Source organism: Ruegeria meonggei, assembly GCF_042768335.1.
Taxonomy (GTDB): Bacteria; Pseudomonadota; Alphaproteobacteria; order Rhodobacterales; family Rhodobacteraceae; genus Ruegeria; species Ruegeria meonggei.
The window spans coordinates 454,183-468,532 of the sequence record NZ_JAXHBT010000002.1 but is presented as its reverse complement, the minus strand read 5'-3'; the positions used below and the strand labels follow the sequence as shown (position 1 = coordinate 468,532).

Sequence of the window (14,350 nt, the reverse complement as noted above, 5' to 3'; positions counted from 1 at the left end):
ACGCCGGAAATACTGATCCCCGTAATCCAAACTTACTGCATCCCTGAAACTGTGTTTCAATGACCCGGGCAAGAGAACGCAACTGCGGAGCTGCTGCGGGATGAGTATAGCGGAGCTGAACGGGAAGAGAAGACTTGCGGCGATCACGGCCGTAGACATGGTTGGTTACAGCCGGCTCATGGAACTCGACGAAGTTGGTACGCTCGCGCTGCAAAAGGCGATTCAGGACGAAGTGTTTGGCCCCGCGATCGAAGAATGCGGTGGGCGCGTCGTCAAGACGACCGGCGATGGTGCCTTGATCGAGTTCGGCAGCGCGGTCAACGCCGTCCGATGGGCCGCCCAGATACAATGCGAAATCGCCAAAAGGGCACGCGGGGCCAGCGGTGACCGCTGGATCGCCTATCGGGTTGGCATCAACGTTGGTGACATACTCGTTGACGGCGATGACATTTTCGGAGAAGGGGTCAACATCGCCGCGCGCCTCGAAGGATTGGCCGAGCCGGGAGGCATCCTCGTGTCCGAAGCGGTTTTTCGGAATGTCAAAGGCAAGCTCGACCTCGGATTCGCGGACCAGGGCACCTTGTCAGTAAAAAACATCTCCGAACCCGTGCAAGCCTACAGTGTCCTACTCGACCCGGGAGATGCGGGCAAAGTCGTCGCACGCAAAGAGCGTCTGCGCGTCGGTCGCCGGAAGCCGTTGATCGCGGCAGTTCTTTGCCTTGCGGCCGTCATCGGCGTATTTACGGCCAAGGATCTGTTCAAGGACACCGCACCAGACACGGCGGGCCTGCTGATCCTACCTTTTGAGTTTGAACATGGCGGCGATCAAATCCTTGCCGATGCGGCGACCGAAATGCTGCTTCTGTCCTTCGAGCGGCAACGCCATATGCCCATTTCCTCCTACAGCACGGCTTTGGCCTACGAGGGCATTGATGTGCCGCTGGACGAGGTCTCGCAAAACCTGGGCCTGCGTTATATCCTCGATGGGTCAGCAGAGACGGTTAATGGCCAGATCGAAGTGCAGGCGCGTCTGCGTGATACTGCGGAACCGGGTGACGGCACGCTCTGGTATCGGTCCCTGACCGGAGATCGAGATCAGTTTCTCGACATGGTCGTCACGCTCAAACTGGGCGCAGCCGGCGCAATGAAACTCAAACTCAATCCCGTTGAACGGGCCATCTTTGAATTGGCGCCCACGGACAGTCCAGCGGCCTATCTTGCATTTGCCAAGGCTAAACGTTTGCTCGATAGCAAGGATTTTACGGACATCGGCGAAGCGCTCACCCAATTCGAGCGAGCGATCGAACTGGATCCGGCTTTTGTCGAAGCGAAGCTCGGATACGCAGAAGCCAATTTCAAAGTCTGGGAAGGCAGTTTCAATACAATCCGCTTCACACTGGACGCCCTCAAGATTGCAACTGACACTGTCGACGAGGTTTTGCAGAACGATCCAAAGCACCCGGTGGCCATTGGCTTGCAGGTCCAGTTGTTGATTCAGCACCTCGAACGCGACCGCGCCCTGTCGATTGCGCGAAGCTCCGTGTTCAGCAATCCCAACGAACCAGTCTTGCGATATGTCCACGGCCTGAGCTTGACTGCGATAGGTGATTACGACAAGGCGATCGAGGCATTCGAAGAGTTTGAACGACTGTCGCCCAGGCTGAACTCCGGCGAGAAAGGTGATCTTGCTTGGAGCTATCTACGTGCCGGAGACAGCGACAGGGCACTCGCGCTCCTATCGGAGATTCCACAGGAGGAGATAAAAGAACAGCATCTCAGGATTATGGCCGATGCACAGTATGAGGAAGGAAACGTAGAGGCCGCCCGGGCCAATATCGAGCGGTTTCTGGTAAACAATGTCTGGCTGAATCTGAATTGGATGAAGCCATGGTTCGAAATCTACCAGGATCCGACAGTCTATCAGACATATGCCGAGGCCATGCTGGGATCTGGCCTGCCTGAGTGGCCGTTCGACTTTCCTAAAGGGCGGGAAGGCGATCGTATCGATCATGAACAACTCGTTCAGCTGCATTCCGACAAATTCGAGGAAAAGCACACGATTGGACCCTTCGGTGCTCCTTTTTCCGAAGAGCGGACGCCCGACGGGACGATCTCAATGAACTTCGCCTGGATGAATGGGATACCTTTGACCGGAACATGGCGGATCGCTGGCGATCAGATTTGTCAAAGACTTCCTTCGGTCCATCAGGGTCGCGAACTCTGCCACTATCTTTACCTTGATCGCGCTCGATCGACTGACGAGACCCTGTTCGTTTCATCCGTCCTAAACTTCGGTGTTATCGATTCCGAATTCGTACTCGTGAATGATTGAAGGTCAGATCTGCCCTGCTTTCGTTAATCCAACACCGAGATTGTCTCGTCTATCGGCAGACGCCATTGTTTTGGCTGGCTTGGTGTGGTGGATCGTTCAGTTCGGCTAGGACCTGTCTTTCGGCCAATGATCCTGCAGCAAATCTATGGCAGTGCGTCCGGCCTCCAGTGCCCGGTCTGCCTCTTCTTCAGTTCCTGCCAAACGAGCCAGAGTAATCGTACCCATCAAGAGTGCCATCGTGGCCGAGCCCTGGTCGGAGCCTGTTTCCGACGTGTCTCTTAGTAGGGCCGCCATGCGATCCGAAGCCTGAGCGCCCGCGTGCCGGGATGCACCCTGGGTGCGGGCAAGCTCAGTTCCCATCGCCGCCAGCGGGCATCCATGCCGACTGTCTTGAACATGCGCTTGGGACAGGTACTTCGCGATGTAGTCCTGGCGCTCCCTCTCTTGCCTTTCGCTGGCTTCTTCGCGTTCCATGCCTGAAACGACATCGTCGACCGCATGCCGGAAGGCTGCCGCGATCAAATCCTCTTTCGACTCGAAGTGCCGGTAGAAACCGCCATGTGTCATTCCGGCTGCCTTCATGACATCAGCGACGCTAGTCGCTTCGACCCCGCGTTCGCGGAACAACTGCGCTGCAGCATCCAGTATCCTGTTGTGACTGCGCTGTTTTTCCGCTTCCGACATCCTCGGCATTTTCGCGCTCCCAGAAGGGGTTGACAATTAAGATTGTATCTATCATCTAAATTATAGATTGCAACCATCATCTAAAGGAGCGTGCCCGTGCCTGCCAAGCCCAAGATCCTAGTCACAAGCGCAAGCGGTAAGACCGGATCGCAAGTTGCACTTCAGCTCAGAGCCATGACTTTTCCTGTCCGTGCGTTCGTACGTCAGAGGGATCATCGTTCTGACCTGCTTGAGCGCGCTGGCGCTGAACTATTCGTGGGTGACCAGTATTCTCTGAGCGACATGCGCAAAGCCATGAAAGGCGTGCAGCGGGCGTATCAATGCGCCCCGACAGCACCCAACGGGCTGCACTTCAATGCGGTCTTCACCGCTGCGGCTTACGAAGCAGAGGTTGAACACGTCGTTACACTTAGCCAATGGCTTTCGAGCGTAGATCACCCATCACTGTTTACGCGCGAAGTTTACCTGGGCGACATCCTGATCGGCATGCGCCCCGAGATGTCCGTAACCACGGTGAATGTCGGATGGTTTGCAGAAAACTACCTGATGGTGCTGGGCATGGCGGCCCATCTTGGGCTGTTCACGATGCCGCTTGGCGACGGCGACGTGAAAAAGAATGCAGCCCCCTCGAACGAGGACATTGCACGCGTGGTGGTCGGTGCCTTGGCGGACCCGGCAGGCCATGCGGGCAAGACCTACCGCCCCACGGGACCAACGCTGCTGTCGCCCAACGAGATCGCCGAAGCAATGGGCCGCGCGCTGGGACGGCGGGTACGCTATGTCGACATTTCCGAGCGTATGATGGTCAAGGCTCTGAAAGCCCTGCGCCCAGCAAATTTTTCAGAAGCTGCAGTCACCCAGCTTGCAATCTATTCAGAAGAGTACAAGCGAGGCGCCTTTGCGGTGAACGCCCCAACCGAGGATGTATTCCAAGTCGGGGGGTGCGAACCGGAAGTCTTCGAAAACATCGTGCGCCGCAAGGTCGCTGATCAACCGGGCCTGGCGCGCAGCCTACCAGGCAGCATTGGCGCCATCGGCAGTTTTCTAAAGATCCTCGCGACGCGCCCCTTCGATCTTGATCGCGCACAGAAGCAGCGAGACTACGTTCAGCTTTCCTCTTCGTCGTACTGCCTGGACGATGCGGCATGGACGGAAGGACACCAGTCCAACGGCGAAGCAGCCCCATCGATGCGTGTCGCCTGAGACTGCGCGAGACGAAGGATTGATCCACCCGACGAAAGGACATTTTTGTGAACGTTCAAGATGAACTCATCACTCGAAACCAGGAATTCGCCGCAGGCTTTGACAGCGCTGACCTGCCGATCCTGCCAAAGTTGCGAACGGTTGTTTTGACTTGCGGCGATGCCCGGGTCGATCCCGCGCACATCCTCGGTCTGGAGCTTGGCGACGCGGTTGTAATCCGAAACAACGGCGGACGGGTTACACGCGCCGCAATCGAAGAAATCGCCACCCTCGCCTTTCTGGTGAGTGCTATGACAGAGGGCCGCGAACAGGGGTTCAACGTAATCCTGATGCAGCACACACAATGTGGAGCCCAGCGGCTGTCCAATCCTGACCTTCAGGACATGTTGCTGGAAAAGCTTGGAATCGACGTGTCCGAATACGCAATCACGGACCAGGAAAACGACCTTTCGGCAGACATCAAGCGTTTGGCCGTGGCACCAGAGGTGCCGGACGCAATCACCGTCTCAGCCTTGCTTTACGATGTCGCCACTGGAACAGCCCACGCTATTTCTCCTGCCATTTCACTAGGGGCAATGCGGGCTAAAGCGAGTGCATCGCGAGGGTGAACGTCTGCCCGAATCCACCTCCAAATTCCGTAAACAGACGCATATCGAAAGGACCGATCAGATGACCCCCACAGTGATATTCCTTCTTCAGTTCGCGATGAGCCTCTTTGTCTTTTCTCTAATCGCAGCGTGGTACGTAGCACCATGGCTTGCACGGCTGTCCGCGGCGGCGGCGCTCTCAATCCTCCTGCTGCCGCATGCTTTCCGACACATCGGAATGAGTTTCATGGTGCCAAATCTCAATAACTCAGGCCTGCCCGAGGCGTTTGCAACCAGCGCCAGCTATGGGGATCTGCTCTCGGCATTTCTGGCAATCGCCGCGCTTCTAGCCTTGCGATGGAGATCAATGGCCGCCCTTCCGTTGGTGTGGGGTTTCAACATCCTTGGTACCCTCGATTTGGCGAACGCCCTGCGCCAAGCCGAGGCAATTGACTACTTTGGCCCCACATGGTTCATCCCGACATTCTTTGTGCCGGTACTGTTGGTCACGCATGTGATGATCTTTGCACGACTGCTGAGGGCAGATGGACCCAAGACAGTCTCGGCATGAGAGGACAGATATCGTTCCAGGGCAGGCAGCGCTGCTGCCTGCCCCACTGGGCCTCACGGTCCAAAGATGAAATTCATCATGCTCCATGACGCCGCGAAGCGGTTTCCCCGACTGCCGTTGGCTATCAAGTAACCAACGGCAGAAACTCAAATCAGGCGGGTCGCCATGCCACCGTCGACAGCGAATGGAGATCCCGTCACGAAACTTGCCCGGTCTGACAACAAGAACAAAGCAGATTGGGCAATCTCTTTTGGCTCTGCCATGCGTTTCAGGGGATGCAGGCCGGCAATGAAGTCGTGCGTCGCAGGGTCATCGCCGGCCATGTCGGTTTTGGTACCACCCGGCAAAATAGTGTTGATACGGACGCCCTTGGCCGCATGATCAGATGCCAAAGACTGTACGAGCCCAATCAGCCCAGCTTTTGATGCGGCATAGGCCCCCATGCCGGGCATGCCCCCATTGCTGAAACCAACAAATGTTCCGGTGAATACAATAGACCCACCGCCGCGTTCCTCCATTTCCGGTATCTGCGCTTTTGCCGCGAAGAATGCACTGGAAAGGTTTGTTGCAAGAACCGACTGCCAGTTGCGTGAATCCATTTTGGGAACAGGACCCATCTCGCCCATAATGCCCGCATTGTTAAATGCGCCATCAAGACCACCAAATCTCCGTTTCGCCAGATCAACAAGGTCCCTGGAATATGTTTCGTCCGTCACGTCGCCCGCAAGGAAAACAGCGCGCCCACTGCTCTGTGTAATCTGCCCGAAAAGTGTGTTCAGCTGAGCTTCCCTACGGGCACCCAAAACGACATTCGCCCCTTCCGAAGCAAACAGAAGCGCTGCTGCTGCACCGATTCCGCTGCTCGCGCCGGTAATGATGATAGTTTTGTCTTTAAGTTCCATGGTCATGCCTTTCTGAAATTGCATGCCAATCACCTAAGGAATAATGCGAGTGTCGCGCGACCCGGTTCTTGCGCGTGTGTTGAGCGACTTGAACCGAATGCGCAAGAAACGGATCAATTGGTTGACCCCAAACGGGAGCCGTCGTTCGTTCGCGGTAGCGAAATCTCTTTATTGGGATCAGTACCAACGCTGTTGCAAGAGCAATAACTAACGATTGAGCCTACGAGAAGAACGGCCCGGAGCTGCCGTTCATTGGGTCAGGCCACGTCGCAATGCAGCTTCACCGAACCAGACTTTCGCTGCGGGAGCAAAATCTGGCAACAGCCGAACTCACAGTCAGCGGACAATGCTGCCGTCGGATGCTGAACGATTAATGACCGCTCGCAGCCCTTAGCAGTCATTCGTAACAAGGCTTTGCAGCTCCTGCTTCGGACCTTAGGCCGTCAGAGATTGATGGGAGGTGTCGTCACACTGGTTAGGGTCGCCGTTGCAAGCAGGATCAGGACAACAGCCAACATCTCTATTGAAATCGACCGTCGTAGAGCAAGTGTCGCGTCATGCTTCTCAGCCCTGAGAGCCGGAACGAGTTTCAACTTGTTCAGCGCTGCGATACCAAGCAGGGCAGAAACGATCACGACCTTGACCAATAGCACCAATCCATACGCCGTTCCGAACAAGGCGGCCAAGGAGCCCGAAAGCAGCCATGCGAGTGCTGCGCCTGCAACAATCAGGACCGCAACTCCGTAAGCAGCGACATTGCCAAAGTGGTGCAGTAGATCGGCCCCAGTTGGAGTGAGCGCCGCTTTGCGCAAAGGCATGAGAGCACCGACCCAAAACGCGGCAACCAGCAGATGAAGAACCAGCAAGACGGCAAAAACCGCCCTAGGCTCTCCAAGCGAGTGTCCCACTTGGGCAAAGGAAATCGCTATGGCAAGGCTGCCCACCAAAGCGATCCACTGCCCGACTCGAGAGAGCAAGATTGCCAATATCGCGAGTTCACCAACCCCTCGCCAAATCGCGGCGGTGCCAAGCGGACTGTCCCAAACAAAACCAAGCATCATTGGGTCCGTCGCGCCCTCAAAGCCCATCCCAGATATCCGCGCTGCTCTGATGCCAAAACGTAAAGCAAGTACGGCCAAACCGACAATCGCAGCTCCGACCGCGAGGTGCCGCGCAAGGCGTAGAACAAACTCTTCAGCGCGCTTGGCAAAGAGGATCGTGAACAGGACGCCACCCATCGCTACCAGCGCCGAGCCGTAGCCAAGTGCCTTCGCCAAAATGGCCAAGACAACAACACCGTCAATGGGTGCCAGACCGATCACTCAGCGACCGTGAAAGAGAAGCTGCCCTGCATCGGGTGACCGTCGGAAGCCATACCGCGCCAGTCGAAGCGGTAGCCTCCGGGTGCAAGCTCCTCCAAAGGCATAGCCCGGAACTCTATGGCGGGGTCCATACCCGTTTCGCGGTCAATTTCGACATCGCCATCGGGTGAGGTCAGCGTGACCGAGATGATGAGCATCGGATCATCGAACCGCATGGTAAGCTCAGGCACTTCCGTGACGGTAGCACCGTCAGCCGGTGTCGTTGCTTCGGACTTTGAATGCGCGGCCGCAAGCATTGGAGCCATTGCTACGACCAAGCCGATAAGAGTTTGTTTGATCATCTGAGTTTTCCTCTATTCGGATTGGGCATTCAACTCGTCGTGGTACTCACGAAGGTCATAGGGCCAGGTTGACTTGATAAAAGATAGGACCGCTAGGATTTCGTCATCGCTCAACACACCTTCATAGACCGGCATACCGGTTGGGGGCGCATTTTCCATCAGTCCGGCCAGGCCAAATTTGGTCAGGGTGAAAAGCGTTTCATCATCGTGGTGCCACGTATGCCCTGTGGCGTCATGCGGCGGTGCTGGTAGCAAACCATCCTCGCCGCGTATCCGCCAGTTTGGCTGTCCTTCAAGGTTCTCACCGTGGCAGGTAGCACATTGGTCCGCGTATATATCTTGGCCAACGGCGACAACTTCCGCGTCATCAGGTGTTAAAAGACCGACCGGTTCAGAGGCTTGGGCCAAAACGAACGCTACGGAGAAACCGGCGAGCGCAAGCCCACCGGTGACCAAGAGTGATGTGCGCCCTAGCATCAGGTGTCGAACGGCTGCGCGGTGCCCGCGCGGTAGTATACCGTACCGGCCCCAGCCTCTCCCCCAAATGCAATCACGTCGTAACGGGCGGACGGATCGTCGCCCATACCAGGGGAGCCCATTGGCATGCCAGGAACAGCAAGCCCTGTGATGTCAGGCCGATCCTTCAATACGGCCTCCAGTGCTTCGAACGGCACATGGCCTTCAAAGACATAACCATCGGCTTCTACAGTATGACAGGACGCGAGGTTCATCGGGATGCTCCGCGCTGACTTCTGTGCCTCGGGGTCCGTCAGTTCCTCAACGGTGACGGCGTAGCCGCGTGCGCGAGCCAAGTCGGCCCATGCGTGACAACATCCGCAACCTGGTGAACTGAGCACGTGCATTGGGGTGCCTGCACGGACGGGAAGAGCGGTCGCGATGAGAGCAGTTGCAGACAGTTTGGTGAAGTGACGACGTGTGATCATGTCTGTCGGTCCTTTGATGTGAAATTTGAACGGAATGTGGGCGAGCGCCCGTTGCCATTCAGGCTTTCGGAGGACCGGTGGGGACGCCCATTGCGAGGCTCGAAAAATCGGCTCCAGCGTACGTCACACCACCCACTGAGATCATCAATGGAGCAATCGGCGAAATCCCCGCCGTGGCGACAAGATCACCAAAACAGGATGTTGAACCCATGCCGCTAGTGGTGTCGCAACAATCCGCAGCAGCTTTCTCGGCATTAGCTAACGGATCGTCGCCCGCCATTTGAGCATAATGACCAGAATGATCCGATCCATGGGTCAAGCCATGCTTCACCGACGCAGCGGATGCGCCAGAGAATGCAACAACAAGAAGTATCGACAGGACCAAGCGAAGCATACCAAATACCTACTGGGGGTATGTTGTTTTGACAAGTTACGAGGATGTTTCGCCATATATCCTAGTTGCACCCATTTTGGGTGCGCCACATCTCTGGATCATGCCCGGCTGGAACAGTGGAACATGGATCACCTGAAATTCCGGTAAAACTGAATTTTGACTGACCTGTGTATTAGTCAGCAACGGCAAGGTCAGCAGGTGGGCGTTTAACCCAAGGTGTTTCCGGTGATGAAGGTGTACGAACTTTCGACCAGATCGATGACGACATCCAACTCTTCTGGCGTGGTCGGTGTATATATCATGACAAAGCCACTCCATCCGGGACGTTGATTGGCCCAAGGGTGTCCTACGGCCCAGCCAGCCTCAATTGCCCGTCGGGCCATTGCGGGGTGCAGCGAAGCGTGCAAGCTGCCATCAGGATGCATATGCGCAAACTCAAACCTACCGACGATAGAGTTCGGTTGAGACAACAACATGTCAGGATCAAGCTGAAAGCCAATCGCGCCAGGTAATGATATGCGTGTTGGGCCAAGTGTGACTCCTGGGAATTGCGCAACTTGCTCCAGCAATAGCTGGGCCAAATCGGCATTAATTTCGACACCAATTTGAGTATGCGGTACGCCGCTTGTCGTTTCGGGACGGGGCGAGGTGCGCTCCGGCAAGGAGCGCTCTTGCGCGGACGCCATTGAGCACATCAATACCACTACCGTCACAGCAACCGCCAATGTTCTCAGGTGCACATTCATCGTGTTGACCATCTGCCAATCAAAAAGATTGAGTGCTGAGCGCAGTATCGGTGCCGTTGCACACATCATTCAGCCTTTAACGCTTCGATATTGATCAAGAGATCTATTTCGTCGCTCACCGCTGGCGCAAATGCCCCAAGTCCGAATTCAGACCGCACGATAGTCGCCGTGGCAGCCAGCCCCAAGGTCGGCATGCCCTCTTTTGGGCCAAACGGGTATAGCGCTGACTTGTTAAGCGTTGTTTCCAGAACAACAGGTTTGGTGACGCCATTCATGGTCAGGTCGCCAGAAATATTCGCGGTATTGTCCCCGGTCAATTCGATGTTGGTTGAGGCGAATGTGACTTCATCACCGTCACTCGCGCTAAAAAAGTCATCGGACATGAAGTGTTGCAGACGGGCGTCCCAGCCCGTGATCATGGATTTCACAGGCATAGACACTGTGACAGATGACCCAGACGGATCATCTTCGTCGAACTCAATCTCACCGCTAAAACCTGAGAACATTCCATATGTTTCTGAGAACCCGATGTGGTTGTAGCTGAACAATACTTGACTGTGTCCAGGATCCAGCTCGTAAGTGCCGCTCTCGGACAATGCGGTTGTCGCGCCCATCGATAGGAGTACCGCCAGCGGGGTTGCTGCAACTTTGAACATTGATACGCTCCCATTTTGACAAGACGTGTTTGTGGAATTGAGTATTGGGATTTAGGTGTTGGCCGACCATACTTTTAGGACAAAATGTTCTACTATGCAACAAATTGTTCTATAGGAGGGGTGATTGAAAGAAGATCCTAGGCTGATCGCCACACGACAGACTGCGCTTGATGCTGCGCAAAAGATACTGATGGATGACGGCGTGCTGCACGTAACTCATGGCGCAGTTTCAAAGGCAACGGGCATTTCGCGCAGCACACTTTACAGGCACTGGCCAGATGCGCGCAGTCTGCGTGATGCAGCGTTCAGGCGCATCGCAACACCGCCGAACATACCACCCAAAACCGATGGCCCGCTGCGATCTGACCTGCGCTGGTTACTCGGAGTACTGATGGGAGCCTTGAATGACACACCATGGGGCCAAATCGCGCCTCAGGTGGTCGCTGCTGCGTCCACCGACGAAGAAGCGCGGTTGGTGATCACTGAATTCATGAAAGACAGGTTCGCGAGTGTTGAAGCAGTATTTGCAGCCGCAGTAGGCCGCGGTGAGATCACCGCCGACGTTCCGGTTGACCAACTCATAGAACTAGCAGTCGCTGCCCCCTATTTCCGCAAGCTCATACGTCACGAGGCCCTGGACGAAGATTGGTTGGATCAGCACGTCGATCTGCTTTGCAGTATCGCGAAAACTAATTCGGGGCAGTGACCATCGCCTTACTTTGCAATCAAAGCGACCAGCAACGGGCGCGAGATTACGGCAGAGCATCAATCATGATCAATAGCATGTCCAGCCAGTTCCTAATAGCGGCTGCTCCAAATGGTCTTGGCAAAGATTCGCAATGATCGTTCTCCGAAATTTGCAAAGTCCGCTTACTGCGCGTTGCCACCGTTAGCGCGGACTGCAGCACCCGGTAACTTTGGGCTCGCAACCGACCTTAGACGTTTTGCAGCATGTCAACCGGGTGGAACGCATCGACCCAGATGTGACAGCCCAGTCCGGACTTTCGGCAATCATCAAATGCCGCGGCGCGGCTTCCCCAAAACGGGCTTTCGCTGCAGTCGCGAGACGGGAGACCTGTCGAACTCACGGACTGAGGACTAACCGGTCCTACGTTGGATGAAAACCATAGTCTGCTTTGCGTGTTTCGCGTCTGTCGACACTATCAAGTATGGAGGCCTAGTTTCTATTGGATCATCAGAACGTTTGGGAAAGCCATAGGTAGAGTGGCAAGCCAACCGTGATGTTGAAGGGAAAGGTCACGCCCATAGAAAGTGTCAGATATATGCCTGACTCGGCTTGCGGCAGTGCAATCTTCATCGCTGCGGGCACTGCGATGTAAGAAGCTGAGGCCGCAAGCACCATCAACAAGAATAGGCTGCCGATCTGCAACCCAATAGCCAAGCCCAGCCCCATGGCAAGCATCGCGCTGATCATTGGCATTATGATGCCAAAAGCAAACAGCCCCACGCTCAATAGGTGCCAGTTGCGCAGCAGGCTGCGGCCCGCAGACAGGCCCATATCCAGCAAAAACAGGCAAAGAATTCCGGTAAAGGGCGTCACTACAAATGGAGCGATCATCTCCATGCCCTTGTCCTGCGTCAGAGCGCCGATCACGAATGCACCGGTCAGAAGCACGATGGAGCCATTGGCAAAAAGCTCCCGAATAGACACACTTCCCGCTGCCCCATCACGTCCAAAGTGATGTGCGATCCACAGGGCCGAAAGGATCGCTGGAACTTCCATCGTTGCAGCTATGGCCACCATGTACCCATCCCAAGCAATGCCGGACAGGTCCAAGAGGCTTGAGGCAGCGACAAAAGTTACGATCGATATAGAGCCGTAGTGCCCTGCCACGGCGGCAGCGTTCAGCGCGTCTAATCGAGTCATGCCACGTAGAAGGGCGTAGGCTATAAATGGGATCAGGAAGGATAGTGCAAGTCCTACACCAAGGGCGGTGAAGACCTCTTTGCTCAACCCATTTTCTGTTAAGCTGTGCCCACCTTTAAAGCCAATCGCCAACAGCAAGTAGAGCGACATGAACTTTGCGGCACCTTCGGGGATCGTAAGGTCACTGCGTACGATTGCGGCCAGAAGACCAAGGACAAAAAACAAGATCGTAGGCACAATCAGGTTGCCCACAAGGCTATCAAAAATCTGCATTATTTGCGTATCCGGAACATGTTTTATGCCTGTTGCCCGGATTCATTGAATAGTTTAAATACATTTTATAACAGAAAAAGATAGCCTGAGGTTATGAATGCGCCCTACGTTGCGTCAGATGGAATACATCGTCACCGTCCATCAATTGGGCAGTTTTGGTCTTGCAGCAGAAACGCTGCATGTCAGCCAGCCCAGTATGTCGAACCAGGTGGCTACAGTGGAAACAGATCTTGGTGTTCGACTTTTTGAACGTGGCCGAGCTGGGGCGCGCACGACGGCACGGGGCTTGGAATTTGTAACCCGTGCCCGCCGCATTCTTTCCGAGGTCGAAGCATTGCGCGACTCGATGCTCTCAAACCTGCCTTTTGGCGGACGGCTGCGGTTAGGCGTACTGCCGTCAATCGGGCCATATCTTTTGCCGCAAGCGATTAAGTCACTGCATGAATCTGAGCCTGACTTGCGTGTTATCGTTCGCGAGGAAAACACATTGAACCTAGACGAAGGGATAAGAAACGGGCGCTTCGACGCGATCATCTCGACGCCCGAGGATCACCCGAACACATTCCAGCATCAGCTGTTCATCGAACCACTCTGGGTCGCGGTGGCGCAGGATCATCCACTGGCAGCTTGCACACAAGTCGCGGCAGAGGACCTTCAAGGACAACGTCTGTTGACGCTTGATACAGGTCACCGACTCGCCCGAATTGTCTACGGTATCGCCGGAGCGAGCGGGGCCACAGTTTCCAACGACTACGAGGGCACAAGCCTAGACTCTATCGTGCTAATGGCGGCGACCGGAGCTGGGATAGGTATCCTTCCCGACCTTTTTGCGCGACGACAAGGCATCTACCGCAGTGAAGTCTGCGTGATGCCGCTAGTTATGCCGGATGCCGATCGAACGATTAGCATCCTTGTACCATCCGATCGACCGGAACATTTTACTGGTGTTTTCGCGACGATCCTGCAGAACGCCGCTAAAGTGCTCAAACTGGAAGTGACGCAGGCTTGAAGAATCCCTCGGAGATTACGAACACCAACCAGTGGGGAGCAGAAAAATGACTCGTTTTCCACTGATGAGCCAATAATCCTGTTGATTCAATGGGAGGGTTCCATGGATGTGCGTTTTCATCCACAGCAATAGAGCAGAGTTCCAAATGGAGAGACATGAGCCCCTACGTAGTTATGCTCTCATTCCAGTATGGGCTTTCATGCACAGTGCAACATCTGTCAAAATGGGCTCATTGCAGACCCAAGAACCAATGCAGCAAAGGCCCCTGCCCCGCCAATAGCTGATCACGAGGACGGTCCAAAGCCGACATCCAACAACCAACTGAGATGCCGCATCCGCAACCCGCTTTCAGGTCATTCGCTGCGAGCGCAAAATCAAAGGCTGACTGAACTTACGCTGGGCGGACAAGGCGGACATTAACTGGTTTGATCTGTCATAGGTAGAAGTTGCACTCACTGGCAATTGCTTCGGTATGAATTCAAGTAGCTGCGAAAAGGA

At 55.2% G+C, this 14,350-nt stretch carries 16 protein-coding genes; 6 read left to right on the top strand and 10 right to left on the bottom strand.

Annotated features, from left to right (window positions below; translation table 11 throughout):
- Positions 1-178: 178 nt before the first annotated feature.
- A complete protein-coding gene (locus SJY13_RS22260; protein WP_377194456.1) occupies positions 179-2,332 on the top strand; it encodes an adenylate/guanylate cyclase domain-containing protein in 2,154 nt (717 codons plus the stop codon).
- A gap of 105 nt (positions 2,333-2,437) precedes the next feature.
- Here the strand turns inward: SJY13_RS22260 and SJY13_RS22255 are convergent, their stop codons facing one another.
- Positions 2,438-3,025, bottom strand: coding sequence for a TetR/AcrR family transcriptional regulator (locus SJY13_RS22255; protein ID WP_377194454.1), 588 nt, complete (start codon positions 3,023-3,025; stop codon positions 2,438-2,440).
- Between the two features lie 81 nt (positions 3,026-3,106).
- On the opposite strand from SJY13_RS22255, the gene SJY13_RS22250 reads away from it, so the two are divergent.
- From SJY13_RS22250 to SJY13_RS22240, 3 genes are all read left to right on the top strand, one after another.
- Entirely contained in the window at positions 3,107-4,219 is a 1,113-nt protein-coding gene (locus SJY13_RS22250; protein WP_377194452.1) for an NmrA family NAD(P)-binding protein, read from the top strand.
- Positions 4,220-4,266: 47 nt separating this feature from the next.
- Positions 4,267-4,827, top strand: coding sequence for a carbonic anhydrase (locus tag SJY13_RS22245; RefSeq protein WP_377194450.1), 561 nt, complete (start codon positions 4,267-4,269; stop codon positions 4,825-4,827).
- Positions 4,828-4,888: 61 nt separating this feature from the next.
- Complete coding sequence (locus tag SJY13_RS22240; RefSeq protein WP_377194448.1) at positions 4,889-5,377, top strand: hypothetical protein; 489 nt, start codon at positions 4,889-4,891, stop codon at positions 5,375-5,377.
- Positions 5,378-5,523: 146 nt separating this feature from the next.
- Here the strand turns inward: SJY13_RS22240 and SJY13_RS22235 are convergent, their stop codons facing one another.
- From SJY13_RS22235 to SJY13_RS22200, 8 genes are all read right to left on the bottom strand, one after another.
- Complete coding sequence (locus SJY13_RS22235; protein WP_377194640.1) at positions 5,524-6,279, bottom strand: SDR family oxidoreductase; 756 nt, start codon at positions 6,277-6,279, stop codon at positions 5,524-5,526.
- A 443-nt stretch (positions 6,280-6,722) separates the two neighbouring features.
- Positions 6,723-7,601 carry a CopD family protein gene (locus tag SJY13_RS22230; protein ID WP_377194446.1) on the bottom strand — a complete coding sequence of 293 codons (879 nt, stop codon included), beginning with the start codon at positions 7,599-7,601 and terminating at the stop codon, positions 6,723-6,725.
- On the bottom strand, positions 7,598-7,942 hold the full coding sequence (locus SJY13_RS22225) for a copper resistance CopC family protein (RefSeq protein WP_377194444.1): 345 nt from the start codon (positions 7,940-7,942) through the stop codon (positions 7,598-7,600). The genes SJY13_RS22230 and SJY13_RS22225 overlap by 4 nt, the downstream gene beginning before the upstream one ends.
- 12 nt (positions 7,943-7,954) lie before the next feature.
- Positions 7,955-8,419, bottom strand: coding sequence for a c-type cytochrome (locus tag SJY13_RS22220; protein ID WP_377194442.1), 465 nt, complete (start codon positions 8,417-8,419; stop codon positions 7,955-7,957).
- Positions 8,419-8,754: a DUF411 domain-containing protein gene (locus SJY13_RS22215; protein ID WP_377194440.1), complete on the bottom strand. Its 336-nt coding sequence runs from the start codon at positions 8,752-8,754 to the stop codon at positions 8,419-8,421. Before SJY13_RS22215 ends, SJY13_RS22220 begins: the two co-directional genes overlap by 1 nt.
- 190 nt (positions 8,755-8,944) lie before the next feature.
- Positions 8,945-9,280 (bottom strand): hypothetical protein, encoded by a 336-nt coding sequence (locus SJY13_RS22210; RefSeq protein WP_377194438.1) that lies wholly within the window; start codon positions 9,278-9,280, stop codon positions 8,945-8,947.
- Positions 9,281-9,486: 206 nt separating this feature from the next.
- Positions 9,487-9,861, bottom strand: coding sequence for a luciferase domain-containing protein (locus SJY13_RS22205; protein ID WP_377194436.1), 375 nt, complete (start codon positions 9,859-9,861; stop codon positions 9,487-9,489).
- A gap of 230 nt (positions 9,862-10,091) precedes the next feature.
- Positions 10,092-10,682, bottom strand: coding sequence for a YceI family protein (locus SJY13_RS22200; RefSeq protein WP_377194434.1), 591 nt, complete (start codon positions 10,680-10,682; stop codon positions 10,092-10,094).
- Between the two features lie 124 nt (positions 10,683-10,806).
- Between SJY13_RS22200 and SJY13_RS22195 the strand changes: the two genes are divergently transcribed.
- Entirely contained in the window at positions 10,807-11,388 is a 582-nt protein-coding gene (locus SJY13_RS22195) for a TetR/AcrR family transcriptional regulator (protein WP_377194432.1), read from the top strand.
- A gap of 489 nt (positions 11,389-11,877) precedes the next feature.
- Here the strand turns inward: SJY13_RS22195 and SJY13_RS22190 are convergent, their stop codons facing one another.
- Complete coding sequence (locus SJY13_RS22190; protein ID WP_377194430.1) at positions 11,878-12,843, bottom strand: sodium-dependent bicarbonate transport family permease; 966 nt, start codon at positions 12,841-12,843, stop codon at positions 11,878-11,880.
- Between the two features lie 118 nt (positions 12,844-12,961).
- Between SJY13_RS22190 and SJY13_RS22185 the strand changes: the two genes are divergently transcribed.
- Positions 12,962-13,852: a LysR substrate-binding domain-containing protein gene (locus SJY13_RS22185; protein ID WP_377194428.1), complete on the top strand. Its 891-nt coding sequence runs from the start codon at positions 12,962-12,964 to the stop codon at positions 13,850-13,852.
- Positions 13,853-14,350: the final 498 nt, after the last annotated feature.

Excerpts from the sequence above, each read along its gene's own strand:
- SJY13_RS22185 (WP_377194428.1), top strand. The coding sequence starts at position 12,962 with ATGGAATACATCGTCACCGTCCATCAATTGGGCAGTTTTGGTCTTGCA.
- SJY13_RS22260 (WP_377194456.1), top strand. The coding sequence starts at position 179 with ATGGAACTCGACGAAGTTGGTACGCTCGCGCTGCAAAAGGCGATTCAG.
- SJY13_RS22200 (WP_377194434.1), bottom strand. The coding sequence starts at position 10,682 with ATGTTCAAAGTTGCAGCAACCCCGCTGGCGGTACTCCTATCGATGGGC.
- SJY13_RS22235 (WP_377194640.1), bottom strand. The coding sequence starts at position 6,279 with ATGGAACTTAAAGACAAAACTATCATCATTACCGGCGCGAGCAGCGGA.
- SJY13_RS22220 (WP_377194442.1), bottom strand. The coding sequence starts at position 8,419 with ATGCTAGGGCGCACATCACTCTTGGTCACCGGTGGGCTTGCGCTCGCC.
- SJY13_RS22190 (WP_377194430.1), bottom strand. The coding sequence starts at position 12,843 with ATGCAGATTTTTGATAGCCTTGTGGGCAACCTGATTGTGCCTACGATC.
- SJY13_RS22210 (WP_377194438.1), bottom strand. The coding sequence starts at position 9,280 with ATGCTTCGCTTGGTCCTGTCGATACTTCTTGTTGTTGCATTCTCTGGC.
- SJY13_RS22255 (WP_377194454.1), bottom strand. The coding sequence starts at position 3,025 with ATGCCGAGGATGTCGGAAGCGGAAAAACAGCGCAGTCACAACAGGATA.
- SJY13_RS22225 (WP_377194444.1), bottom strand. The coding sequence starts at position 7,942 with ATGATCAAACAAACTCTTATCGGCTTGGTCGTAGCAATGGCTCCAATG.
- SJY13_RS22240 (WP_377194448.1), top strand. The coding sequence starts at position 4,889 with ATGACCCCCACAGTGATATTCCTTCTTCAGTTCGCGATGAGCCTCTTT.